The following is a 23,355-nucleotide window of genomic DNA, read 5'->3' on the forward strand; positions in this document are numbered from 1 at the left end:
CGGATGACGTCGGTTAGGTAAGGAACCGGACACCCGGCGCACCGGATCGCTTCGCCCGTCGCGAACGCGACCGCATGCCGCCGGATGCCGCTGGGTCGAACGCCGCGGCCATGCGCGCGGCGAACAAGCGGACACCGGCCGATGCTGCCAGAACTGCGCATCGGGATGCAACCATGGGTACGCGATTGCGCCCATGGGGCGCATCGAGTGTACCGCCCTCGCCCGGCCGGTGGCCGGCGCGACAGAAACGGCAGCCCCGTTCACACGCCGAGCGTCGGCCGGCGCGTCGTGCGTTTCCGTTTCGTCAGGCCGTCATCCGGCGAATCCGCGCGACAGCCGCCGCCCGCGGCCGCCGATGCGTCAGCGCCGCGCCCACGACGTCACTCAGCCGACGGCGCGCCGGGCTCGCTGTGCCGCACCAGCAGCACGGGCCGGTCGGCCGCGCGCAGCAGCGATTCGGCAACGCTGCCGAGCAGCAGCCTGCGCAGGCCGTGCCGCCCGCTCGTGCCCATCACGATCAGGTCGGCATCGGTTTCGGCCGCCGTGCGCATCAGCACGGTGGCGACATCCTCGCCGTAGGCGTCGAGCGCGCGCACGGTGCCCGGCACATGCTCCTGGGCGAGCACCGCTTTCGCGGCGTCGAGCACCGGCGTCGCGGCATCGGTCGCGGCCGCATCGCCATCGCGCTCGGCCGCGAAACCCGCATCGACGTCGACGAGCTGCGGCCGGTGCTCGACGACATATGCGCAGGTGACTTCGCCGCCTGACGCCGCCGCGATCCGGATCGCCTCGTTCAGCGCGAGACGCGCGCTCGGGCTGCCGTCGAGCCCGACGAAAATCCGCTTGTACATGGTCCGTCCCTCCGACCGGGCACGCCTCGCGCGTTGCGCGACAGCGGCCCGTTATCGCCACCCGGCCCGGTGCCGGGTGGCCTGCCGAACAGTCTGCCCCACGTGCCGACGCGCCCGTTGATGCGCGTCAAGTGCGGCCGGCGCACCCGCTGCTTCACGCCGGTTGCCGCAAATTCTAGTGACCCCATTACAAAAAACGTGTAAATCGCGCACAATTTCATCTTGAAAATAGACGTTGCGTGCACCCGGTGCGAGTTTTGCCCGGTTTTGCTGCGCTGCCCTCGTGCCACGGGGCGGCCCCCGACAACAGAATGGCCATCGAATGACCGCCAGTGGAACCCCGACGCGTGACGCCCGAGGGCCCACGCGCCTCCAGATCATGTTACGCCAGCCGCTCGCGGCCGGCGTCGTTGCGCTGTGCGCCGGCGCGGCGCTGTCGCTCGGCGTTGCGCTGCTCGTGCGCGAGCAGTGGCAAGGCGCCGTCCATACGCGTTTCGAGCGCCGCACGTCGCACGTGACCGCCATGCTCCGCCACGAGCTGCAGTCCGGCGTCGCCGTGCTCGAAGGCGCGCGCGGCGCGTTCAGCCTCGTCCCGGACATGACGCCCGAGCAGTGGCGCCGGTACGCGGACACGCTCGACCTCGACAGCGGCCGCTCGCCGGTTCGCCAGATCGGCTATGCGCCGCTGCCGCCCGCGACCCGCACCGCGCTCGCCGGCACGAACCCGATGCCGGCCGGCACGCTCGCGACTGCGGTGCTCAGCGCGCCCGCGTCGAATTCGCCCGTCGTGCGCTTCGGCGCATCCGACGCGGCACCGCTCGCGCGCGCGCTGCAGACCGGCGACATCGCGCTCGGCGTCCACCCGGCCGACGACGACACATCCCGCGACGCCCGCACCTTCACGCTGTTCGTGCCGGTCGCCGCGTCGCCGCACGCGGCCGCACCGCCGTCCGGCACGCGCGACACCGCCGCCGACGGCGTGCTGTTCGCGGCGTTGAGCCCGCGTCGCCTGATCGAGCGCGCGCTCGACGCGGAACGCGGAATCGACGTGTCGATGACCGCCGGCGGCGACCGGCGTGCGATCGTCAGCGTCGAAACGACGACCGACGAGGCGTCGGCATCGCCCGACCTGATGCGGCGCACCGACGAGCTGAGCTTCGGCGGCACCGTGCTGACGCTCGCCTATTCCGCGGACGGCCGCCCGAGCGCAACCGGCGCGCAACGCGCGGCCGGCACCGTGCTCGCCGCCGGGCTGATCGCGTCGATCGCGTTCGCGATGCTCGTCCATGCACTGCTGCGCCGCACCGGTGCCGCCGATTCCGGTGCGAGCAGCCGCGGCATCCTCAACGAGGCGCGGATGATGGGCATCATCCGTTCGTCGATGGAAGCGATCATCACGATCGACGAGAAGCAGACGGTCGTGATCTTCAATCCGATGGCCGAGCAGGTGTTCGGCGTGTCCGCGATGGAAGCGATCGGCGCGCCGCTGTCGCGCTTCATCCCCGAGCGGTTCCGCGCCGCGCACGCGAAGCACGTCGACCAGTTCGGCGTGACGGGCGTGTCCGAACGTCAGATGGGCCGCCAGCGGGTGCTGTTCGGGCTGCGCGCCAACGGCGAGGAGTTCCCGATCGAGGCGTCGATCTCGCAGATCCGCGACGCGTCCGGCAAGCTCTACACGGTCATGCTGCGCGACATCACCGAGCGGCAGCGCGCGGAGAATGCGCTGAAGCTGTCGCGCGAGGAATTGCGCGAACTGTCGGCGAACCTGCAGAACGTGCGCGAAGAGGAAAAGACCCGCATCGCGCGCGAACTGCATGACGACCTCGGCCAGCAGCTCACCGCGCTGAAGATGGATCTGTCGGTGGTCGAACAGCAACTGCGCGTGCCCGGCCGCGCGCTGCCCGACGAGGGCGTGCTGTCGCACCTGCAGGGCATGCGGCGGCTGATCGACGCGACGGTCGCATCGGTGCGGCGCATCGCGGCCGACCTGCGGCCCGTGATGCTCGACGATCTCGGCCTCGTGCCGGCGATCGAATGGCTCGCGAACGATTTCACGAACCGCTACGGGATCGACGTCGAGCGGCACATCGAAACGGGCGGCCTCACGTTCACCAGCACGGGCGCGACCACGTTGTTCCGGATCGTCCAGGAAGCGCTGACGAACGTCGCGCGCCATGCGGATGCGACGCGCGTCGCGCTGCGGCTCGACGTGGAGGAAGGCTTCTGCGTGTTGCGCGTCGCGGACAACGGCCGCGGCTCGGCACCCGGCGGCCCGGCCCACGAAGACAAATCGTTCGGCCTGATCGGCATTCGCGAACGCGCCCACATGCTGGGCGGCACCGTGACGATCGACACCGCGCTCGCGCGCGGTTTCTCGATCACCGTCGCACTCCCGCTCAGCACCGTACAACAGGAAACGCTCATCACATGATCAAGGTCCTCATCGCCGACGACCATACGCTCGTACGCGACGGTCTGCGGCACATCCTCCAGAACGCCACCGGGTTCGAAGTGGCCGGCGAAGCCTGCGACGGCCCGTCGACGATCGCGCTCGTGCGCGCCACGCCCGCCCAGGTGCTCGTGCTCGACCTGTCGATGCCGGGCCGCAACGGCGTCGAGCTGATCAAGCAGATCAAGGACGAGAAGCCCGCGCTGCGCGTGCTCGTGCTGACCATGCACGCGGAGCAGCAGTACGCGGTGCGCGCGTTCCGTGCCGGCGCGTCGGGGTATCTGACGAAGGAAAGCGCGAGCGCCGAGCTGGTCGGCGCGGTCACGAAGGTGGCGTCGGGCGGCGTCTACGTGAGCCTCGCGATGGCCGAGCAGTTCGCGCAGAGCCTGAACGAGCCGGCCGAGACGTTGCCGCACCAGCGGCTGTCCGATCGCGAATTCGACGTGTTCCGGCGGATCGCGGCGGGCCAGACGCTGACCGAGATCGCCAACGCGCTGTGCGTGAGCGCGAAGACGGTCAGCACGTACAAGACACGTATCCTGGAAAAGATGCAGATGCCGCACGAAGCGGCGCTGGTGCGCTACGCGATGCGGCACAAGTTGCTCGACGAAACGGACGACGTCTAGCGACGTCTGGCCGCGGATGGCGTGCGCCGCCCGGCCGCGCACCGTGCGCCCGGCCGCGGGCGGCTCACCACGCCTACTTCGCGGGCACCGGGCACGCGAGATCGCCTTCCTCGCACGACAGATAGCCCTTCAGCGTTTCGGTGCGCGCTTTCGTCAGATCGTCGAGGCAGGTCGACACGACCATCGGATACGCGCTGCCGCCCTCGGCGTTCGCGCTGGAGAAGCTGCATTCGGCATCGCGGTACGCGATCCACGCACGCTGCGCGTTCACGAGCTTGTCGGCGAGCGGCCGCGCATCGCGCAGGCGCGCGGTGACGGCCTGGTAGATCCGGTTCAGTTCCCCGTCGGATTTCCTGTACGCGCGATCGGCGCATGCCGTCATCGCCGCCTGGTCCGTCGCGTCGGCACAATTCGCCTGTGCATGGGCGACGTTCGCCGCCAGCGCCAGTGCGCACAGCAAACCGGTCAAGACACGCATGGATGCTCCTTGTTGTTCGTTGAAGTCGTGGAACCCGGTGCCGGGCCTGTCGTGCTGTCGAGCATCGGCCGCCGTGCGGCGGCGATGCCGATCGCGATGCTAGCGCACGCGCGCCGGCTTGTCAGCCGGCATCGCAGCGCCCGCGACGGCTTGCATATCGGCCCCGCGCACCTACACTGGAAAATCGATACGCCGCTTCAGGCCCGCGCTATCGCATCCATCCCGTCTCCGCTTCCGCGCATTCCTCAGCGCATTTCGCGTTCGCATCGCCGAGCGGGGTGACGACTCGTCAGTCAGGTTCCTCCACCCGGCCCAACGTGCTTTCGCCGTCGCTCCCTGGAGGGAATCATGAGCTATCACCTGGAAGGCCGTCTGCTCGAGGTCTGCAACTGTCGCGTACTCTGCCCGTGCTGGATCGGCGAGGACCCGGATTTCGGCGTCTGCGACACGATCGTCGCATGGCATGTCGACAAGGGCACCGTCGACGGCGTCGACGTGAGCGGCAACACGATCGCCGCCGTGTGCCGCGTGCCGGGCAACATCCTGCAAGGCAACTGGACGGCCGCGATCTACGTCAGCGACACGGCATCCGACGCGCAGGAGCAGGCGCTGCTGAAGGTCTACACCGGCCAGGCCGGCGGCCCGATCGCCGAACTCGCGAAACTGATCGGCACGGTCGTGTCGATCGAACGCGCCCCAATCGCGTTCAACGTCGAAGGGGCACGCGGCACACTGTCGATCGGCACCGACTACCACGCGGAACTCGAGCCGTATCTCGGCCCGAGCGGCGCGCAGACGACGCTGACCGACACCGTGTTCTCGACGGTACCCGGCGCGCCCGTGTTCGTCGGCAAGGCGCCGGTCTATCGGTCGAAGAACGCGGCGATCGGCATCGACGTCGATCTGAAGAATCACAACGCGCTGCAGAGCACGTTCCTGTTCGACGCGTGAAGCGCGATTGCAGGCCCACGGTCATGGCTGCTTCGCTGCATCGGCGCCTGTTTCCGCTCGTGCTCGCGAGTCTCGTCGCGTTCGCGTGGCTCACGCTGTGGGCATGGACGCGCAGCCCGTACGGGCGCTACCTCGACCACGGCGACAGCGCATTGTCCGCACCGTTCAGCGCGCTATGCCGCGCGCTGCCGGGCGGCACGCTGTGGCTGCCTGCCGCGTTCGACGCGGCCGGCTGGACGCTGATGATCCTCGCGATGATGCTGCCGACGACGTTGTCGCTGTTCGATGCGTTCGCCCGGGTCGTCGCGAGCCGCCCCGACCAGACGCGCCTGCTCGCGCTCGTCGGCATCGGCTACGTCGCCACGTGGAGCGGTTTCGGCCTCGTCGCGCACGGCCTGCACGGGCTGGTGCTGGCAGGTGTCGCGCGCGTGCCGGCGCTCGCGTGGCGCGGCTGGCTGATCGGCGCGGCCGTCTTCGCGCTCGCGGGCGCGTTCCAGTTCAGCGGACTGAAGACGCATTGCCTCGATCGTTGCCGCACGCCGTTCAGTTTCGTGATCAGCCGCTGGCGTGGCCGCACGCCGATGCGTCACGCGTTTGCGCTCGGCGTCAGCCACGGGCTCTTCTGCGTCGGCTGCTGCTGGGCGCTGATGCTGCTGATGTTCATCGTCGGCGCCGGCAGTCTCGGCTGGATGCTGGCGCTCGCCGCGTTGATGGCACTCGAGAAGAATGCGGCGTGGGGGCAGGCGCTCACCGCGCCGCTTGGCGCCGCGTTGTTCGGCGCGGCCGTGCTGATCGTTGCCAGCCACGCGTGAGGCCCGCGATGCGACCGCTTGCCACCACGTTCGCGCTGCATGTCCGGCCGGGCATGCGCGTCGCCGCGCTGACGTCGATCGCGATGCTCGCGTTCGCGTCGAATTCGCTGCTGTGCCGGCTCGCGCTGCAGGCCGGACGGATCGACGCGGCCAGCTTCGGCAGCCTGCGTCTCGTATCCGGCGCGCTGATGCTCGCGATCGTCGCGCGCGCGGGTGCGCGACGGCCCGCCCCGCCCGCGGACTGGCCCGCCGCGGCGATGCTGTTCGTGTACGTCGCGTGCTTCTCGTTTGCGTACCTGACCGTCAGCGCGGCCACCGGCGCGCTGATCCTGTTCGGCGCGGTGCAGCTGACGATGTTTGCGGCGGGATGGCACGCCGGCGAACGGTTTGCCGCGACCGGCTGGGCCGGGTTCGGCGCGGCGCTCGGCGGACTGGTGTATCTCGTGTCACCGGGGCTCGCCGCGCCGACGCCGCGCGGCGCCGCGCTGATGACGGCCGCGGGCATCGCATGGGGAATCTATTCGATACGCGGCCGTCGGCCCGTCGATCCGGTCGCGGCGACCGCCGGCAATTTCCTGCGCGCCGCGCCGCTGGCGCTCGCGCTGAGCGCCGCGCTCGCCGCCCGCTTTCACGTCACGCCGGCCGGCGTCGTACTCGCCGTGCTTTCGGGCGCGCTGACCTCGGGCCTCGGCTACGTGCTCTGGTATGCCGCGCTGCGGCACCTCACGGCGATGCGCGCCGCGGCGGTTCAGCTCTCCGTTCCCCCCGTCGCTGCATGCGGCGCCGTGCTGTTCCTGTCGGAACAGCCGACCTGGCGGCTCGCGCTCGCATCGGTCGCGATCCTCGGCGGTGTCGCGGCCGTGCTCGCGACACGCGCGCGCCAGGCGGGCAGCCGCCGCTGATGCGCATCGGGCACAACGCGCTCGCGGCCCCCGACGATTCAGGCAGCCAAAAGCAAAACCCGCACACGGACACCGTGCACGGGTTTCGGAAGAGACGGCAAGCGCCGGGCGCCCTTGCGGGCGCTGCCGGGCTTAGTGGCCGAAGAACACCGACGAACGGTCGGTGGCGGCCGGCACCAGCACGCGCTGACCCGACTGCGACGTCCCGATAGGGTTCGAGCCGTAGCCCGTTGCGTCGGCTTGCGCGCCGGTGTTCTGTGCGGCGGCGATCTTCGCCTGCGCGGCCTGGATGTTTTCCGGGTAGTTGATCCAGTCGTTCGGGTTGTAGCCGGCCTTTTCGAGCTGGACCAGCTCGGCGCGCACTTGCGCGCGCGTCAGCGGCTGCTGGCTCTGGGCGAACGAAACGACCGGTGCGGCCACCAGGGCGGCCAGTGCAACTGCCTTGATCAGCGATTTCATGATGCATTACCTCCAGGATTGTTTTGTCAGGCGCTTCGGACTCGGGGTCGTTGCGCATGAGTAGAAGTCTAGGAGGCGGCTCTATCAGGGTAAATACTTAAATCACGAATTCACTGTTGACGGAAAACATACAATCATCGCGGAATTCACTGAATCGTCAGACGATTATCGGCGTTCGCGCACCGAATGCCGCGATACGGTACCCGGCGCGCCCCGCCGGACATCAGCGCCCCGACGACGCCATCAGCCGGTCGAACAGCAGCGCCTTGAGGCGAATCAGGTCGTCGGCGCCGATCTTGCCGAACGCCGCGTGATGCAGCGTCAGTGCGGGCGCCGCCGGGTCGGCATGGACGGCCCGCACCGTGCTGTCTAGCGCCAGCAGCTCGACCCGGCCGCCCGTCGCGTACGGCAGCAGCACGCGCAAGGGCTCGCCGATGGCGGCAATCGGCCGGTCGACGGCAATCGACAGCCCGCTCACGCTGATGTCGTGCACCATCCCGATGCCTTCCGCGCCCTCCGCTCCGCCTGCGCAGCAGGCGGCGATCCGCACCGGCACGCGCGGCTCCGCGCGCGTGCGCAGGCGGTCGACGAAACCCGGGGGCGACAGGACCAGGAACCGCGCGCCGCCCGCCCCCTGCACCGACTCCACCGTCGCACCGAAACGCGACACCGCGGCACGGCCGATGGCCACCGCCTCGATGTCGTCGCCACTCGCGAAGTCGAACGCGGCCGCCGGCTGCGGCTCGACGAACAGTGCACCCGATGCGGCAATGCCGATCAGCCGGTAGCGCTGCAGCCCGCGGGTCGTGCCGACCCGGCGGCGGATGCCGATCGCGGCGCCCGCCGACAACCCCATTCGCGTGGCGTGCGGCACCGCGTCGGGCACGCGCGGCGCGGTTTCGGTTTCGGCTTCGGCTTCGGTGTCGTCGCGCCGACGTACCGGCCGGAAATGGTCGAACAGGAATGCATGCTGCGCGGCATCGCGCAGCGTCGTGCCCGCCGGCAGCAGCGCGGCGCCGTCGGCATCGTAGAGATCGAAGGCGAGCGGGACACTGGCGGCGAGATCGTCGCGCGTGAGCGCGACGTAGTCGGAAAATAGCCTCATCGGAGAGGCGCGGAGCGACCGCGCGAGCTGTCGTGACACCGTGATTACGGCAGCCGCGCGCGAAATCTGAACGGCTTCGTTACTGCGAAGCGCCGCTCGCGTCGGGAGCGGCCGGCACGGGCGGCTGGGCCGGTGCAGCCGAAGGGGCGGCGGCCGGTGCGGTACCGAGGCCCGAGCTGCCCCCGCCCGGCATGCTCGCCCCCGCTGGCGGCTGAGCAGGCTGCGGTTGCGACGCGCCGGCCGACAGCGCAGCAGCCGACGCGGCCACTTCCGACGCCGGCACCCATTCCTCGACGATGCCACCCGATGCCGCCTCCGGCGCGGAGGCGGCCGAGGCGGCCGATTCCGTGCCGGTGTCAGCCTCGGGCGCGCGCTCCACCCGCTGCGTCCTGGCCGGCGCGGGCGCCTTCTCAGGCTTGGGCGGGAACCATGTGTCGAACAGGTCCGTCACGCGCTCGCGCAGCGACGCGAACCAGCCCGGCGACGGCTCGGTATCGAATTTCGCCTTCGTGTCGACGATCCGGGCGCGCTGCGCACGCTGGAAGAAATCGCCGACGATCGGCAGCGCGCTGTGCGCACCCTGCCCCCAGTAATCGCTGCGCAACGTCACGCGGCCGTCGTCGAAACCGACCCACGCGCCGGCAACGAGGCCGGGCTGCATCAGGATGAACCAGCCGTCCGCGTTGTCCTGCGTCGTGCCCGTCTTGCCGGCCACGTCGCCGCGAATCCCGAAGCGCGTGCGGATGCTGCCGCCCGTGCCGCGCGTCACGACGTCGCGCATCACGCTGAGCAGCGTCTTGTCGGTTTCGGCGTCGAGCGCGCGCTCGGGCGGCGCCGGCGCGTATTCGGCGAGCACGTCGCCCTGGCGGTTCTCGATGCGCGTCACCATCTGCGGCTCGACATACAGCCCGCCGTTCGCGACCGTCGCGTACGACGCGACCATCTCCTTCAGCGTGACCGGGCTCGTGCCGAGCGCGAGCGACGGCACGCGTTCGAGCGGGCTTTCCCGCACGCCCATGTCGCGCGCGAGCCTGGCGACGGAGGCCGGCCCGACCTTCTCCATCACCTGCGCGGTGATCCGGTTGCGCGACAGCGCGACCGCGTCGCGCAGCGTCATCGGCTTGCCCGTCGGCGGCACGTCGTCGTTCGGCCGCCAGATCTCGCCGCCCTTCAACGGGATCTCGACCGGCTGGTCGATGAACGTGTCGTCCGGCTTCATCCCGTTCGCGAACGCGACGCCATAGACGAACGGCTTGAACGTCGAGCCCGGCTGGCGCCGCGCCTGGGCGACGTGATCGAACGGCTCGCTGGTGAAGTCGCGGCTGCCGACCCACGCGCGGATCTGCCCGTTGCGCGGGTCGATCGCGAGGAAGCCGGCCTGCACGTCGGTCTTGGTCTTGCACAGCGCACGCATGAAACCGCGGTCGGCCGCGAGCAGCTTCATCGCGGCCGCGTCGTCCTTGCCGGCGTCCTGCGCGGCCTTGTACTCGGGCGACTCACGCATGAAGGTGCGGAAGACCTCGTTGTCGGTGCCGCAGCCGTCGCGGCCGCTCCACGCGTTGTTCGCGATGCCCTGCAACTGGTTGCCCTGCAGCGTGAGCGCCTGCGTCGCCATCTGCTGCAACCGCGAGTCGATCGTCGTGCGCACGATCAGCCCGTCCGCGTAGATGTTGTAGTCGTTGCGGTCGGCCCACGCGATCAGCCATTTGCGGAGTTGCTGCGCGAAATGCGGCGCCGGCCCGGGCGGCTCCTTCTGGCGCTCGAAATCGATCCGCAACGGCCGGCGCTGCAATTGCGCGAACTGCGCGGGCGACAGCTTGCCGTACTTCACCATCTGGCCGAGCACCGTATTGCGCCGCTGCAGCGCGCGCTCGGGGTTCAGCACCGGGTTGTAGTAGCTGTTGCCCTTCAGCATCCCGACGAGCGTCGCGCTGTCGAGCACGTCCAGCTCGTCGGCGGACTTGTCGAAATAGGTGCGCGCGGCCATCTCGACGCCGTACGCGTTGTACAGGAACGGCACCGTGTTCAGGTAGGTCTCGAGGATCTGGTCCTTGCTGTAGACGGCCTCGATCTTCAGCGCGGTGATCGCCTCCTTCACCTTGCGCGTGAGCGTCGGCGCGCGGCCGATTTCGTCCGGATACAGGTTGCGCGCGAGCTGCTGCGTGATCGTCGAGCCGCCCTGGCGGCTGCCCGAGAACGTATGGAGCGCGGCCGATGCCGTGCGCTTCCAGTCGAGGCCGTGGTGCTCGTAGAAGCGGTGATCCTCGGTCGCGATCAGCGCGTCGACCATGTGCGGCGAGATCTGCTTGAGCGGCACCCATTCCCGGTTCGACGGCTTGAATTCGGCCAGCAGCTTGCCGTCGGCGGACAGCACCTGCGCGGGCTGGTCGACACGCGCCTTGCGGATGTCGCCGATGCCCGGCGTAAACGGGATGAGCACGACCACGTACACCACGAACAGCGCCGGCACGGCGGCGCCCGCGAGCAGCACGCCGCGGCGCGTCGGATGACGCAGGTGGTGCCACGCAACGGCGGCGAGAGGCTTGACCCTCGCGACGGCGGCAGCCGCGACGGGTTGGGCGCGCGCGACCCATCTGGCACAGAAGTCACGCACTGACGACACGTTTCGGCGATTCACGCGGGTGGAGCTCGGCTGAAAAGGGTGCATCGTACCAAACTCGCGCGGCCGGCCGAACCGCGACGGCGTCGCGCCCGCCTGCACGGGCGGCCGGGCGCCGGTTCACACGCAAAAAAGGCGCGCGCTCCCTGACGGGAACGACGCGCCAAGCCTGGTACGACAAACGGGAAGTCGCGCAACGCGCGGCCGATCGGCGCGGCGACTCAGCGCACGAGAAAACCGTAGGTCAGCGGATCGCGCTCGTCGACGATCCAGTTCGCGAACCCGCAGATATGCGCGCTGCCTTCCACTTCCGGAATCACGGCGGGCATCCCGCCGACCGTCGTTTCGCGCAGCACGCGCCCCTTGAAGACCGTGCCGACGATCGATTCGTTGACGAGCGTGTCGCCGGCCGCGAGCAACCCGCGCTGGTAGAGCTGCGCGACCCGGCCGCCGGTGCCGGAGCCCGTCGGCGAGCGGTCGACCTCGCGATCCGCGAACACGCAGCAGTTCGCCTGCGTCGAGCCCGGATGGCGCGGCGCGTTCGCGATGATCGTGCCGTAGATGTGGTTGATTTCCGGAATCTCCGGATGCACGACCGGGTATTTCGCGTTCGCGGCGGCCTTCACTTCCGCGCCGAAGCGGATCAGCCTTTCCACTGCCGCTTCGCGCACCGGCAGGTCGAACGGCGCGCCGTCGACGTAGAAATAGAACGCGCCGCCGTACGCGATGTCGCCGGTCACGGTGCCGAACGACGGCGTCTCGACCGACACGTCGCGCTGCCAGATGAACGACGGCACGTTGACGAAGCGCACCGGCCCCGCATGCTCGCCGTCCCACTTCACGAACGCCTCGATGAAGCCGCACGGCGCGTCGATGCCGACCCGCGTTTCCGGCACCGTGCGCTGCACCCAGCCGAGCTCGACGGCGGCGGTCGACAGCGCGATCACGCCGTGCCCGCAATGGTCGCTGTAGCCTTCGTTGTGCACGAAGATCACGCCGAAATCGGCATTCGGCGACACCGGCTCGGTGAGGTAGCCGCCGTACATGTCGGCGTGGCCGCGCGGTTCGAACATCAGCGCGCGGCGGATCTCGTCGGCGTTCTCCTTGAGCCACGCGCGGCGCTGGACGATCGTGTCGCCCGGCAGTCTCGGCAGCCCGCTCGTGACGATGCGGAACGCTTCGCCGCCCGTATGCACTTCGACGGTGGAAAGGGATCGGGAAATTTTCATGGTCGATCGGATGCGTGGAAACGAAGGACGGCGGTCGCGCCGCCGTCCGGTGACAGGCTTGAGCGGCGCCTGGTGCGTCGCTTGGTCGCTTATTTCGCGTACGGCTCCGGCAGGCCATTGCGGATCACGTAGACGGTTGTCGGCGCGCCCTTCAGGTCGCCGTTCGCGTCGAACGAATAGGTGCCCGCGACGCCCGCGTAGTTCGACTTCGCGAGCTGCGCGATCAGCTTCGCCTTGTCGGTGGTCGTACCGGCCTTGACCATCGCGTCGGCGAGCAGCTTCATCCCGTCGTAGTAGTTCACGCCGTAGACCTGCGTATCGGTGTGATACGTGTCGTGGTACTTCTTCAGGAATTCGCGGCCGGCCGCCGTCTTCTCGAGCGCGACGCCGCCCTGCGCGCAGTAGACGATCGACGCCGCGTCGCCCGCGACCTTGCCCATGTCGGCCGAGCAGATGCCGTCGCCGCCGAGCAGCTTCGCGCGCAGGCCGCGCTGCTTCATCTGCTTGGCCATCGGCGCGCCCTGTGCCGCATAGCCGCCGAGGAAGATCACGTCGGGGTTGCTGGCCTTGATCTTGGTGAGGATGCCGAGGAAATCGGTGGCCGACGAGTTCGTGTATTCCTGGTCGACGATCCTGATCCCGTTCGCCTTCGCGACGTTCATGAACTGTTCGGCGACGCCCTGCCCGTACGCGGTGCGATCGTCGATCACGGCGGCGGTTTTCGCGTTCAGCGTCTTCGCGGCGAACGTGGCCATCGTGCCGCCGAGCTGCTCGTCACTCGCGCCGATCCGGAAGATGTTCTTGAAGCCCTGCTTGGTCAGCGCCGGGTTCGATGCGACCGGCAGCATCGGCACGCCGGCATTCGAGTACACGCGCGATGCGGGAATCGCGACGCCCGAGTTGTACGGGCCGAGCACCGCCACGACGCCCTTGTCGACGAGGTTCTGCGCCACCTGCACGCCCGCTTTCGGGTCGGCCTGGTCGTCGTCGGAAACCAGTTTGAACGTGACGGTCTTGCCGGCGACCTTGATGCCGGCCTTGTTGAGTTCGTCGACGGCCAGCCGCGCGCCGTTTTCATTGTCCTTGCCGTTCGCGGCCTGCGGGCCGGTCAGCGGCGCCGAATGGCCGATCATCACGACTTCCTGCGCGTGCGCGGAAGTCAGCGCGCCGGCGGCGATGGCCACCGAAAGCGCGGTAACGAGGTGTCGCATGATGTCTCCTGATTGGTTTTGTGTGAAACCAATGTAGGACACGCGTGGTCACCGCGCAAGCAATTTCAAAATAAAGTGTTCGATTCTGGTCATTTTTCAGACCAGAACGATTTCGACGCGGTCACTTCGGCGCGATGTCGCGCCGCACGCGGCGGATGTGCTGTTCGACATAGAACGCCGCCGCATCGGCGTCGCCCGACACGATCGCCTCGTAGATCAGCCGATGCTCGGACACGTAGAGCCGGATCCGGCCCGCGTCGTAGATGCCGTCGTCCTTCAGCCGCTTCCACAGCGGCTGGTCCATCGTCTTCGCGACTTCGTCCGCGATCTTCACGATCAGCGCGTCGCCCGTCATCAACGCGAGTTGCCGGTGGAACAACCGGTCGCTCTCGTTCCACAGCGCCCGCTGATGCGGATCGTCGACGTCGGTAATGGTTTCCATCTGGGCCAGGTAGCGTTCGGCGCCGGCGTCGGGCCGGCCGTGCGCGGCCGCGAGGCGCGCGATCGCCGGCTCGAGGATCAACCGCACGTCGAGCGTCGACGTCGGGCTGAAATCGGCTTCGGACGCCTCGTGCGTGTCGCCGCGCTGCGCGAGCACGTCGAGCGGCGCCGCGACGACGTAGGTGCCCGAATTGCGCTTCGTGAACACGAGCCCTTCGTTCTGCAGCGCGCCGAGCGCTTCGCGCACGGCCGGCCGGCCGACCTGGAACAGCCCCGCGAGCTCGCGCTCGGACGGCAGCCGCGACTCGGCGGCGTAGCGCCCCGCGCGGATCTCGTCGCGGATCTTCTCGGCCACCTGCTCGTAGATCTGCAGCGGCTTGAATCCACCTTCGAGTGAGTCGGGACGCGCGGACATCATCGTGTAGCTCCTGCCCGGTCGCGGGCGTGAATCTGGAATGGGTTCGCACTATACCGGAGCGCGCCGGCATCGAGGCCAAGGCGGCCCTTCTGGACAGATATTAGAACCAAAAACGGCGAGGCGCTTTATTTTCTGGGTTGCGGGCAGGCCAGAAAGTGGTATAGATTCGATCCACACTGCCCTGTGCCACGGTATCCGGCAGCTTTGTGGCGGGCGCGGCATGCGCCCGTCGTCCACGCTCACCGACGCATGCGACGTACACGATGACCGCGCTTTCCCCGATTCCCGTTTTCGATGCGGCCGACACGGCCGCGCTGCTCGACTACCCGGCGCTGCTCGCCACGCTCAGGCAGGCCGTCGCCGACTATGCGGCGGGCGAGATCGTCAGCCCCGAGCGCCTGGTCGTGCCGCTGCAGGCCGGCGGCGTGATGCTGTCGATGCCGTCGAGCGCGCGTGACCTCGCGACCCACAAGCTCGTGAACGTGTGCCCGGGCAACGGCGCGCGCGGGCTGCCGACGATCCTCGGCCAGGTGACCGCGTACGACGCGACCACCGGCGAGATGCGCTTCGCGCTCGACGGCCCGACGGTCACCGGACGCCGCACGGCGGCCATCACCGCGCTCGGCATCCAGGCGCTGCACGGCGCCGCGCCGCGCGACATCCTGTTGATCGGCACCGGCAAGCAGGCGGCCAATCACGCGGAAGCGCTCGCGGCGATCTTTCCCGACGCGCGCCTGCACGTGCGCGGCACTCGCGCCGACAGCGCGGCGGCATTCTGCGCCGCGCACCGCGCGCACGCGCCGCATCTCGCACCGCTCGACGGCGACGCGGTTCCCGATGCGATCGACGTCGTCGTGACGCTGACGACGAGCCGCACGCCCGTCTACCGCGAAGCCGCGCGCGAAGGCCGGCTCGTGGTCGGCGTCGGCGCGTTCACCGCGGACGCCGCGGAAATCGACGCGAACACCGTGCGTGCCAGCCGGCTGGTCGTCGACGATCCGGCCGGCGCCCGCCACGAGGCCGGCGACCTGATCGTCGCGCAGGTCGACTGGCAGCAGGTCGCGTCGCTCGCCGACGTGCTGGGCGGCGCATTCGACCGTACCGGGCCGCTGCTGTTCAAGAGCGTCGGCTGTGCGGCGTGGGATCTGGCCGCGTGCCGAACCGCGCGCGATGCGCTGGACGCGCGCCGGGCCGGCTGATCCGGCAGCACGACCCGCCCGCCTCACACGCGGCACGTCATACCGGGGCCGATCCGGCGATTTCCCGTACGCGTTGTAGGAATCGCCCTACAACGCGTCGCCGCGGCCTACATCAACTTCCAATTCGGCCGATTTCATTTTCGGCGGCGCAACACGATACTGCCGGCATGAATGCCAGCCAGTTGCCCGCCGCGCTCCGGGTGTTTCTCGTCGATCACGCCGTCGCCGTCCGACAGCGGATCGCGCTGCTCGTCGGCGCGATCCGCGGTGTCGCCGTCGTGGGCGAGGCGGAAGACGGCCAGGACGCGTGGACGCATATCCGCAGCAGCCAGGCGGATGTCGTGATCGTCGACCTGCGGCTGGCGGACGGCAGCGGCCTCGACCTGATCGGGACGCTGTCGAAGGCCGCGCCGCGCATCGTCACGATCGTGCTGACGAATCACTCGGCGCCGGCATTCAGAGAGGCATGCGCGTCGGCCGGAGCCGACTACTTCTTCGACAAGACCGTCGAATTCGACGCCGCATGCCGCGTCATCGAATCCCTGGTGCACGCTCGCGTGCACCGCCCCTGACGAGCCGGAGTGACTCATGTCCACAGCCACCGCCTGCGCCGCCGACGTATCCATCACGCCCCGGCCGACGATTCCGCTTCGCGCGGTCACGCGTGCCGACGCCGCCAAGCATCCCGCCGCGCGCTGCTCGGCGTGCGCGATGCGCTCGATGTGCCTGCCGCCGCAACTGACGGCCGCCGAATACGGCCGCCTCGACGCGATCATCTGCACGACCCGGCAGGTACGCCAGGGCGACGCGCTGTTCCGCACCGACGATCCGTTCCAGAGCATCTACGCGGTGCGCGCGGGTTCGTTCAAGACGGTGATGATGCATCGCGACGGCCGCGAGCACGTGACGGGCTTCCAGATTGCCGGTGAAACGCTCGGGATGGACGGCATCGGCAGCGGCCAGCACTGCTGCGACGCGATCGCGCTCGAAGACAGCGTCGTGTGCATCATCCCGTTCGGCGCGCTCGAAGCGGCGTGCCGCGAGATCAAGCCGATGCAGCACTTCCTCTACCAGATGCTGAGCAGCGAGATCGTCCGCGAATCGAGCCAGATGCTGCTGCTCGGCACGATGTCGGCCGAACAGCGGGTCGCGCAATTCCTGCTGAACCTGTCGTCGCGCTTCGAGGCACGCGGCTATTCGGCGACGGAATTCAACCTGAGGATGACGCGCGAGGAAATCGGCTGCTATCTCGGGATGAAGCTCGAAACCGTCAGCCGGATGTTCTCGCGGTTCCATCGCGAAGCACTCGTCGAGACGCGCGGCAAGCGCGTGCGCATCATCGATTCGCAAGCGCTCGCCCGGGTCTGACCGGGCACGCCGACGCCCGGCCGCCGGCGCGGCATCGCGTGCGATGCCTCATTGCGCCGGGCTGCCTGCCGCCGCGTCGCGCAGCCCCACCCTTGCACCGCCCGCCTGGCACGCGATCAGCGCCTGTTCGGCCTGCATGAACGCGCGGCGCAGCGTGTCGTCCATGTCGTCGCCGACACACGCCGGCAGCAGCCAGGGCGCCGTGTCGTGCATCACGAGGTCGAGCCGCACGTCGAACCGGCGCACGCCATCGGCCGCGGCACGCGATTCGATGGCGAGGTGGCAGCCGCCGATCAGCGCGCGGAAGCGCTCGAGCCGCACCAGCAGCGCGCCGGCTTCGGCTTCGATCGCGGCGGTACCCGCGAATCCATGGCAGGCGATCTGCATGCCCACGCCCATGTCGTGTCTCCTGACGGGGCCGCCCGCTCGTCGACCGCCTTGCATATGCCGCCCGCATCGAAATGCGGCGGCATGTGTTGCCCGTGGCACGGCGCGATTTCTTCGATCGCTGCCCGGCCGATAGTCTGCCCGCGCCTTCGTCGGCGCGGGATCGTTCATACGTTGAAGGTCTGCGACGCCTTCATCTCGATCCACGTCATGCCTGCCCGCAGCCCTTCGATCATCGCCTCCCGCTCGGTCGGATACGCATGGCTGTGCTCGAACGTATGGTGAAAGCGCGCGGCGCCGGCGCCATGCTCGACCGACACGCGGCAGCGGAATTCGCCCGATTCGCACGGGCGCGTCTCGACTTCGACGGACCAGTCGCGTTCGTGAATGTTGCCCTGCAGTGTCATGCACCCTCCTGCTGTATCCGTCTCAGAGCCGGAAGTGGCCGCTGTGCAGCAGCACCGGCCGGCCGCCGATTTCCTCGAGCATGCGTCGCGCCATCGCCTCGATCGCCGACCGGTGCGCTTCGAATGCGGCCAGCAGGTCGCGTTCGAGCAGCGACGGCGCGCCGAAATGATCTTCCAGCGCCTCGGCCGTGACCGCGCACTGCACGCAACGTCCGTCGACCAGCGCCGAAAACGCCACGACCAGATCGCGTGCGCAATATTCGGGCGGTTCCGGCGGGAAGGCAATCTGCATCTGTCCGCCTGTCATCGTCGTGATCGCTCCATGACAAGAGCATAGTGGCGCGCGCGCCTCCACGCTTGACCCACGTCAACGGGTTCGCTGCGCCGCACGATGGACGGCGCGGCAGCGTGCCGCCGCGACTGGCGACGCCACGCTCGCTCGCTTTCAACCCGCCTTCAACCCACGTTCAACCGACGCTCAACCCGCGTCGGGCTCGATCGTCGCGCCGCGTTCCGCGAGCAGCTCGCGCAGCACGCTGCGGTGGCAATGGCGTTCGTCGTCGCAATAGCAGCCGATCGAGAACGCGGTGGTCGCCGACAGCGCCGCCAGCAGGTCGAGCACCTTCGGCGCATCGCCATGCGCCATCTCCGCGCGGAAGTGACGCCGGAACGCGTTCCATTCGGCGGCCGTTTCGGCGGCCTGCGCCTGCGCGACGAGTTCCGGGCTCGGCGACAACGTCGGCAGCCATACATCATAGTAGTTGCGCGACGCGAATTCCGCCTTCGGCACGCCGCGCGGCGGCCGCCGCACCGTGCCGATCCGCAGGCCCTCGCCGGCCGCGCGCGGCGTGCCGAGCTGGATGATCCGGATGCCCATGTCGCTCCTGTTCGTGTTGCGTCCGATTGCGTGATCGTACCCCCGCGCCTGCGCCCGCGTCAGCCGGGTGGCGGACATTTCGGCCGCACAACGAAAAACCGGCTGCCCCCTTGCGGGAGACAGCCGGTTCGGCCAGCCGCGTTGCGCGCCGCGATCAGACGCCGCTCTTCAGCACCTTGCCGATCGCATCGGCCACGATGGCGACGTTCGAGTCGTTCAGGCCCGCGACGCACATCCGGCCCGAACGCAGGATGTACACGCCGTGCACTTCGCGCAGCGCGTCGACCTGCGATTCGGTCAGGCCCGTGTACGTGAACATCCCGCGCTGCTTCACGTAGCGCGTCAGTGCCTCGCCGCTGACGTGGTCGCGCAAGCCGTCATGGATCGACTGGCGCATCCGCGCGATGCGGCGGCACATCGCCGCCAGTTCCTCTTCCCACTGCTTGCGCAGCGCCGGCGTGCCGAGCACGGCGGCCACGACCTTCGCGCCGTAGGTCTGCGGGTTGCTGTAGTTCGAGCGCACGGCGCCGGCCAGCTGGCCGAGCACGCGGTCGGCCGCGGCGGCATCCTCGCAGACGACGCTCAGGCCGCCCACGCGCTCGCCGTACAGCGAGAAGTTCTTCGAGAACGAGTTCGCGACCAGCGCCGGCACGCCGCGGCGGGCGAGTTCGCGCACCGCGAACGCGTCCGCGTCGAGGCCCGCGCCGAAGCCCTGGTAGGCCATGTCGACGAACGGCAGCAGCCCGCGCGCCTCGATCACGTCGATCAGCTTCTCCCACTGGCCTTCGTCGAGATCGACGCCGGTCGGGTTATGGCAGCACGCGTGCAGCAGCACGATGCTGCGCGCCGGCAGCGCGTCGATCGCCGCGAGCATCGCGTCGAACTTCAGGCCGCCCGTCGCCTCGTCGTAGTACGGATACGTGTTCACCGTGAAGCCGGCGCGCTCGAAGATGAAGCGGTGGTTTTCCCAGCTCGGATCGCTGAGCCACACCTGCGAATCCGGGAAATAGCGCTTCAGGAAATCGGCGCCCACCTTCAATGCGCCGGAGCCGCCGAGCGTCTGCAGCGTCGCGATGCGGCCGGCCGCGCGGGCCGGGTGATCGGCGCCGAACACGAGCGCCTGCACGGCGTCGCGATACGCGGCGAGGCCGACCATCGGCAGGTACGGCTTCGCGCCGAGGTCGCGCTGCAGCGCGGTTTCGGCTTCGCGCACGGCGCCCATGACCGGAATCCGGCCTTCGGCGTCGAAGTAGATGCCGATGCTCAGGTTGACCTTCTGGTCACGCGGATCTTTCTGGAAGTTCTCGTTGAGCGTCAGGATCGGGTCGCCCGGGTACGCGTCGATGTGTTCGAACATGGCTTGAGTCTGTCTCGTTTGGAAGAATGATCGGGCCGGCCTGCGTCAGCGTGCGGATGCGCCGTCGTGCACCGCATAGCCTGCATTCTTCTGACGGAAGCGATACCCGACCGCGAGCACCGCGAGCCATACCGGGATCAGGTACACCGACAGGCGGAGATCCGGCGTCAGGTACATCACGACGAGAATGCCGGCCATGAATGCCAGGCACAGGTAATTCGTGAAAGGATAGCCCAGACTGCGGAATGAAGTCTCCTCCCGGGCCGCACGCTTCGCCTGGCGGAACTTCAGGTGGATCAGCGTGATCATCGCCCAGTTGATGATCAGCGCCGACACGACGAGGCCCATCAGCACCTCGAACGCCTTGCCCGGCATGAAATAGTTGACCAGCACGCACACGCCGGTCGCGAGCGCCGACGCGCCGAGCGCGGCGAGCGGGATGCCGCGCCTGTTCACCGAGCACAGCACCTTCGGCGCATTGCCCTGCTGCGCGAGGCCGAACAGCATCCGGCTGTTGCTGTACACGCCGCTGTTGTAGACCGACAGCGCGGCCGTCAGCACGACCACGTTCAGCACGTTGGCCACCAGGTTGCTGCTCAGCGCATGGAAGATCAGCACGAACGGGCTGCCGCCGGTGACGACCTTTTCCCACGGATACAGCGACAGCAGCACGGCGAGCGCGCCGATGTAGAAAATCAGGATGCGGTAGATCACCTGGTTGGTCGCGCGCGGAATGCTGCGCTTCGGATCGTCGGCCTCGGCCGCGGTGATGCCGATCAGCTCCAGCCCGCCGAACGAGAACATGATCGCGGCCATCGACATCACGAGCCCCGACACGCCGTTCGGGAAGAAGCCGCCGTGCTGCCACAGGTTCCGGACGCTCGCCTCCGGGCCTGCATGGCCGCTCGCGAGCAGCCAGCCGCCGAAGCCGATCATGCCGACGATCGCGGCGACCTTGATGATCGAGAACCAGAATTCCGTCTCGCCGTACGACTTCACGCTCGCCAGGTTGAGCAGGTTGATCGCGACGAAGAACACCAGCGCCGACACCCAGGTCGGCACGCCGGGCCACCAGTACTGCACGTAGATCCCGACGGCCGACAGCTCGGCCATGCTGACGAGGATGTACAGCACCCAGTAGTTCCAGCCCGACAGGAAGCCGGTGAAGTGGCCGACGTACTTGTTGGCGAAGTAGCTGAACGAGCCGGCGACGGGCTCGTCGACGACCATCTCGCCGAGCTGGCGCATGATGAAGAACGCGACGATGCCGGCCACCGCGTAACCGAGCAGCACGGACGGGCCGGCCATCTTGATCGTCTGCGCGATGCCGAGGAACAGCCCCGTGCCGAGCGCGCCGCCGAGCGCAATCAGCTGGATGTGCCGGTTCTTCAGCCCGCGCTTCAGGCCGTCGCTCTCGTTTCCAGAAACCATGTCTTCTCCACTCTGTCCGCCTCCGCCTGAAGCGGGGTGCGGTGCGCCTCGGTGTGCCGGGCGCTGTTTTGCTGTGCCGGGGCCGTTCGTGGAGCCGCCGGGTTGGGGACTGCAATCTTCGCGTGGCGGCGCCCGATTCGCGTCGGCGTCTCCGCCACACCGGCCGCCGACCGTCGCCGCGCCCGCCTTGCTGCGATCGCACACGAAAATCCGGCGTCAGTTTAGCGTCGCGACGGCGAAATCGGGTTTCGTAACCCGTTCATGCAAACCCTACATTATGAGATAAGATTGCATCCAGGAGACGGATGAGGAAATAAAAATGCATGAACCGGTTCTGGATCGCCTCGATCGGCACTTGCTCGCGATCCTGCAGGAGAACGGGCGCGCGTCGAACCTCGATCTGGCGAAGGCGGTCGGCCTGTCGCCCGCGCAGACACTGCGCCGCCACCGGCGGCTGGAGGAAATCGGCGCGATCCGCCGCTACGAAACCCGGCTGTGCCCCGACACGCTCGGTTTTGGCGTCACCGCCTTCGTGCACGTGACGATGGAGCGCGGGCATATCCGCGACCTGTCGAAGTTCCAGAAACTGGTGTCCGATCTCGCGCAGATCCAGGAGTGTTTTTCAGTGACGGGCGATATCGACTACGTGCTGAAGGTCGTCGCACGCGACCTGAAGGGGCTGTCCACGTTCCTGCTCGAGACGCTGATGCGCATTCCCGGCGTGAGCGGCGTGCATTCGAGCGTGTGCCTCGACGAGATCAAGTGCACGAGCGCGATGCCGGTGGAAGGCTGAGGCCAGCGGGCGCCCCAGCGACCGGCCACTCGCCGAGCAGCATCGGCGCTATCGGTCGCAGCGTTGCCGCCGTACGGTCAGCGTCGAAATTCGGTTCGCACAGAGTCGGATGCTCGTATGCGTGGCCGGCCGGACCACAAACCTGGCAGTTGTATCCGGATACCAGAACGAAAGTTCCACACGGATTTCTGGCCGCGCACGCCGCGGCTGTCGGCACACGACGTGATCGCGATCAACCTGCTCTCCGGCACTACGATCGCCTGTCCTTGACAGTCAGCATATCGCCTCCTTCCACTATCGACGATAGGCTCGAAAATCTAGCGCACGCCCATCGCATCTATGCGTGATAACCGCACTCATGCAACTCATGCAACTCATGCAACTCATGCAATTGGCACCTACAGCGCGAAAATGCTGTCGGAAATTTGAATATATCCGATAGACAACGCAATTCTCATCGGTGATCGCCTGGATTCTTCAACTTGTCGGGTATGCGTAGTCTACGGCCGAAATCGCACATACCGATTGTCCATACTTTCTTCACTCATCGATACGGCCTCCTGCGATGGTGTGCACGTCACATGCAAATCCTGCTTCCGTCTGTTTCAATACCGCAACAATCTGCTCGACACTGAAGCGCTTGCGTTTCATCGTACGGCTCCTTTCCATCGAAAAGTCCGCCGAAAACTCGGTCACATGATGGCACTTTTTACTGGGGGCCGCTCACCACCGCTTCTGTCTCTTCTCAGTGTGGACCGATCTGCGAACGATGCCAGGCCCAAATCCGACGTTTCGCTTAGAGATGCCCTGATTCCTTCGTTACGCAGACGCTCGGAGCAAGTTCGGCTACCTTACACCTTAGACTCTAGCTTCAAGTGCAACACCTTTGATGAGATAGGGTGTTGCGATGACGAAATACAAGCATCTGAGCGCCGAAGAGCGCGCGGTGATCATGATCGAGAAGGCCCGGAACACGAGCGTCAG

The 23,355-nt window shown here is 68.1% G+C and carries 24 protein-coding genes; 10 read left to right on the forward strand and 14 right to left on the reverse strand.

From position 1 onward, the window contains the following. Positions 1 to 380: 380 nt before the first annotated feature. Positions 381 to 851 (reverse strand): universal stress protein, encoded by a 471-nt coding sequence (locus tag DPV79_RS29750; RefSeq protein WP_113047157.1) that lies wholly within the window; start codon positions 849 to 851, stop codon positions 381 to 383. A gap of 322 nt (positions 852 to 1,173) precedes the next feature. On the opposite strand from DPV79_RS29750, the gene DPV79_RS29755 reads away from it, so the two are divergent. Further along, positions 1,174 to 3,282 (forward strand): PAS domain-containing sensor histidine kinase, encoded by a 2,109-nt coding sequence (locus DPV79_RS29755; protein WP_113047158.1) that lies wholly within the window; start codon positions 1,174 to 1,176, stop codon positions 3,280 to 3,282. Then, positions 3,279 to 3,926: a response regulator gene (locus DPV79_RS29760; RefSeq protein ID WP_006483707.1), complete on the forward strand. Its 648-nt coding sequence runs from the start codon at positions 3,279 to 3,281 to the stop codon at positions 3,924 to 3,926. The genes DPV79_RS29755 and DPV79_RS29760 overlap by 4 nt, the downstream gene beginning before the upstream one ends. 73 nt (positions 3,927 to 3,999) lie before the next feature. Here the strand turns inward: DPV79_RS29760 and DPV79_RS29765 are convergent, their stop codons facing one another. After that, a complete protein-coding gene (locus DPV79_RS29765) occupies positions 4,000 to 4,404 on the reverse strand; it encodes a lysozyme inhibitor LprI family protein (protein ID WP_021159155.1) in 405 nt (134 codons plus the stop codon). 9 nt (positions 4,405 to 4,413) lie between these two features. On the opposite strand from DPV79_RS29765, the gene DPV79_RS42290 reads away from it, so the two are divergent. The 4 genes from DPV79_RS42290 to DPV79_RS29780 all read left to right on the forward strand — a co-directional run bounded on the left by DPV79_RS42290 (position 4,414) and on the right by DPV79_RS29780 (position 7,069). Then, the gene (locus DPV79_RS42290) at positions 4,414 to 4,686 is read left to right on the forward strand and encodes a hypothetical protein (RefSeq protein ID WP_133295743.1); all 273 of its coding nucleotides are present in this window, start codon (positions 4,414 to 4,416) and stop codon (positions 4,684 to 4,686) included. A 66-nt stretch (positions 4,687 to 4,752) separates the two neighbouring features. Beyond that, complete coding sequence (locus tag DPV79_RS29770; protein WP_059683480.1) at positions 4,753 to 5,355, forward strand: DUF1326 domain-containing protein; 603 nt, start codon at positions 4,753 to 4,755, stop codon at positions 5,353 to 5,355. A gap of 23 nt (positions 5,356 to 5,378) precedes the next feature. Then, positions 5,379 to 6,167, forward strand: coding sequence for a DUF2182 domain-containing protein (locus DPV79_RS29775; RefSeq protein ID WP_059492262.1), 789 nt, complete (start codon positions 5,379 to 5,381; stop codon positions 6,165 to 6,167). Between the two features lie 8 nt (positions 6,168 to 6,175). Beyond that, the gene (locus tag DPV79_RS29780) at positions 6,176 to 7,069 is read left to right on the forward strand and encodes a DMT family transporter (RefSeq protein WP_113047159.1); all 894 of its coding nucleotides are present in this window, start codon (positions 6,176 to 6,178) and stop codon (positions 7,067 to 7,069) included. A 132-nt stretch (positions 7,070 to 7,201) separates the two neighbouring features. On the opposite strand, the gene DPV79_RS29785 is transcribed toward DPV79_RS29780, so the two are convergent. From DPV79_RS29785 to DPV79_RS29810, 6 genes are all read right to left on the reverse strand, one after another. Further along, entirely contained in the window at positions 7,202 to 7,528 is a 327-nt protein-coding gene (locus DPV79_RS29785; protein WP_113047160.1) for a DUF4148 domain-containing protein, read from the reverse strand. 223 nt (positions 7,529 to 7,751) lie between these two features. Further along, positions 7,752 to 8,633, reverse strand: a complete 882-nt coding sequence (locus DPV79_RS29790; protein WP_113047161.1) for a PilZ domain-containing protein — start codon at positions 8,631 to 8,633, stop codon at positions 7,752 to 7,754. Positions 8,634 to 8,712: 79 nt separating this feature from the next. Continuing rightward, on the reverse strand, positions 8,713 to 11,301 hold the full coding sequence (locus tag DPV79_RS29795) for a penicillin-binding protein 1A (protein ID WP_113047166.1): 2,589 nt from the start codon (positions 11,299 to 11,301) through the stop codon (positions 8,713 to 8,715). Positions 11,302 to 11,474: 173 nt separating this feature from the next. After that, positions 11,475 to 12,482, reverse strand: a complete 1,008-nt coding sequence (lhpH, locus tag DPV79_RS29800) for a trans-3-hydroxy-L-proline dehydratase (protein ID WP_021159162.1) — start codon at positions 12,480 to 12,482, stop codon at positions 11,475 to 11,477. Positions 12,483 to 12,571: 89 nt separating this feature from the next. Further along, on the reverse strand, positions 12,572 to 13,693 hold the full coding sequence (locus DPV79_RS29805; protein WP_048023043.1) for a branched-chain amino acid ABC transporter substrate-binding protein: 1,122 nt from the start codon (positions 13,691 to 13,693) through the stop codon (positions 12,572 to 12,574). Between the two features lie 121 nt (positions 13,694 to 13,814). Further along, complete coding sequence (locus DPV79_RS29810) at positions 13,815 to 14,552, reverse strand: FadR/GntR family transcriptional regulator (RefSeq protein WP_113047162.1); 738 nt, start codon at positions 14,550 to 14,552, stop codon at positions 13,815 to 13,817. Between the two features lie 263 nt (positions 14,553 to 14,815). On the opposite strand from DPV79_RS29810, the gene lhpI reads away from it, so the two are divergent. From lhpI to DPV79_RS29825, 3 genes are all read left to right on the forward strand, one after another. Next, positions 14,816 to 15,751, forward strand: coding sequence for a bifunctional Delta(1)-pyrroline-2-carboxylate/Delta(1)-piperideine-2-carboxylate reductase (gene lhpI / locus DPV79_RS29815; protein WP_059853708.1), 936 nt, complete (start codon positions 14,816 to 14,818; stop codon positions 15,749 to 15,751). A 167-nt stretch (positions 15,752 to 15,918) separates the two neighbouring features. After that, positions 15,919 to 16,323: a response regulator transcription factor gene (locus tag DPV79_RS29820; protein ID WP_027791549.1), complete on the forward strand. Its 405-nt coding sequence runs from the start codon at positions 15,919 to 15,921 to the stop codon at positions 16,321 to 16,323. 16 nt (positions 16,324 to 16,339) lie between these two features. Further along, a complete protein-coding gene (locus DPV79_RS29825; protein WP_021159167.1) occupies positions 16,340 to 17,119 on the forward strand; it encodes a helix-turn-helix domain-containing protein in 780 nt (259 codons plus the stop codon). Positions 17,120 to 17,167: 48 nt separating this feature from the next. Here the strand turns inward: DPV79_RS29825 and DPV79_RS29830 are convergent, their stop codons facing one another. From DPV79_RS29830 to DPV79_RS29855, 6 genes are all read right to left on the reverse strand, one after another. Continuing rightward, positions 17,168 to 17,518, reverse strand: a complete 351-nt coding sequence (locus DPV79_RS29830) for a metal ABC transporter ATPase (RefSeq protein ID WP_113047163.1) — start codon at positions 17,516 to 17,518, stop codon at positions 17,168 to 17,170. Positions 17,519 to 17,673: 155 nt separating this feature from the next. Then, positions 17,674 to 17,913 carry a hypothetical protein gene (locus DPV79_RS29835; protein WP_006479066.1) on the reverse strand — a complete coding sequence of 80 codons (240 nt, stop codon included), beginning with the start codon at positions 17,911 to 17,913 and terminating at the stop codon, positions 17,674 to 17,676. A 22-nt stretch (positions 17,914 to 17,935) separates the two neighbouring features. Beyond that, positions 17,936 to 18,220: a DUF1488 family protein gene (locus DPV79_RS29840; RefSeq protein WP_027791546.1), complete on the reverse strand. Its 285-nt coding sequence runs from the start codon at positions 18,218 to 18,220 to the stop codon at positions 17,936 to 17,938. A gap of 171 nt (positions 18,221 to 18,391) precedes the next feature. Further along, a complete protein-coding gene (locus DPV79_RS29845; RefSeq protein WP_111943460.1) occupies positions 18,392 to 18,790 on the reverse strand; it encodes a DUF488 domain-containing protein in 399 nt (132 codons plus the stop codon). 154 nt (positions 18,791 to 18,944) lie between these two features. Continuing rightward, complete coding sequence (locus DPV79_RS29850) at positions 18,945 to 20,147, reverse strand: amino acid aminotransferase (protein WP_021159172.1); 1,203 nt, start codon at positions 20,145 to 20,147, stop codon at positions 18,945 to 18,947. A 45-nt stretch (positions 20,148 to 20,192) separates the two neighbouring features. After that, the gene (locus DPV79_RS29855; protein ID WP_059623033.1) at positions 20,193 to 21,578 is read right to left on the reverse strand and encodes an amino acid permease; all 1,386 of its coding nucleotides are present in this window, start codon (positions 21,576 to 21,578) and stop codon (positions 20,193 to 20,195) included. Positions 21,579 to 21,897: 319 nt separating this feature from the next. On the opposite strand from DPV79_RS29855, the gene DPV79_RS29860 reads away from it, so the two are divergent. Beyond that, a complete protein-coding gene (locus DPV79_RS29860) occupies positions 21,898 to 22,371 on the forward strand; it encodes an Lrp/AsnC family transcriptional regulator (protein ID WP_021159174.1) in 474 nt (157 codons plus the stop codon). Positions 22,372 to 23,355: the final 984 nt, after the last annotated feature.

Origin of the sequence: Burkholderia reimsis, from assembly GCF_003294055.1 — a bacterium.
GTDB classification, from domain to species: Bacteria; Pseudomonadota; Gammaproteobacteria; order Burkholderiales; family Burkholderiaceae; genus Burkholderia; species Burkholderia cepacia.